Origin of the sequence: Mycobacterium sp. E735 (genome assembly GCF_001666955.1) — a bacterium.
Classification (GTDB): domain Bacteria; phylum Actinomycetota; class Actinomycetes; order Mycobacteriales; family Mycobacteriaceae; genus Mycobacterium.
The window spans coordinates 1-777 of record NZ_LZIX01000097.1 but is presented as its reverse complement, the minus strand read 5'-3'; the positions used below and the strand labels follow the sequence as shown (position 1 = coordinate 777).

Here is a 777-nt window from a genome sequence, read left to right as displayed (position 1 = left end):
TTCGCTTCCCACGTGACCACCCTGGCCGACCTCGTCGCGCCCGTCCCCGACGCGCTGCCCGACGGCGAGGCGGCCGCCGGCCGGGATCGAGACGACGATCTTGCCGGTGTGCCGCCCGGAGGCCATCAGCGCGAAGGCGTCGCCGGCGTCCTGCAGGCCGAACTCGGTGACCGGGAGCACCTGCAGGCGGCCCTCCGCCACATGCCGCAGGATGTCCGCGAGCATGCGGCGGTAGCGTGCCGGTTGCAGTTTGAGGTTCAGGTCCAGGTCGACCACGGCGAACGACGCGCTCTTCGCCAGGGCCGCCAGCCCCAGCCCGGCGTCGGCGTGCACGTCCTTCTTGCCCAGCTCGATGAACCGGCCGCCCGGGGCGAGCAGCTTGACACCGCGGTGAATCGCTTCGCCCGGAAGGGAATTGAGGATGACGTCCACCCCGTAGCCGTCGGTGAGGTCGCGGATCTCGTCGGCGAAATCGACGCTGCGGGAATCGCCGGCGTACTCGACCCCAAGGCTCCGCAGCATTTCGCGTTTGGCGTCCGAGCCGGCCGTCGTGTAGATCCGGGCGCCGAGCATCCGGGCGATCGAAACGGCGGCCAGTCCTACGCCGCCGGTGGCGGAGTGGATGAGCACGCGTTCGCCGGGGGCCAGCCGCCCGACCTCGCACAGGGAATGCCAGGCGGTCAGGTAGGCGATGCCGAACGCGGCCGCCTCGCCGTCGGGCAGCGCGTCGGGGACGGGCGCGACGAGGTCGGCCAGGGTGGTCACGTGGGAAGCGAA

General features: G+C 71.7%; 1 pseudogene. It reads right to left on the bottom strand.

The features are described 5' to 3' along the window. Window positions 1-66 precede the first annotated feature (66 nt). Window positions 67-777 (bottom strand): annotated as a pseudogene (locus A5704_RS08055) (zinc-binding dehydrogenase); the annotation flags it as partial.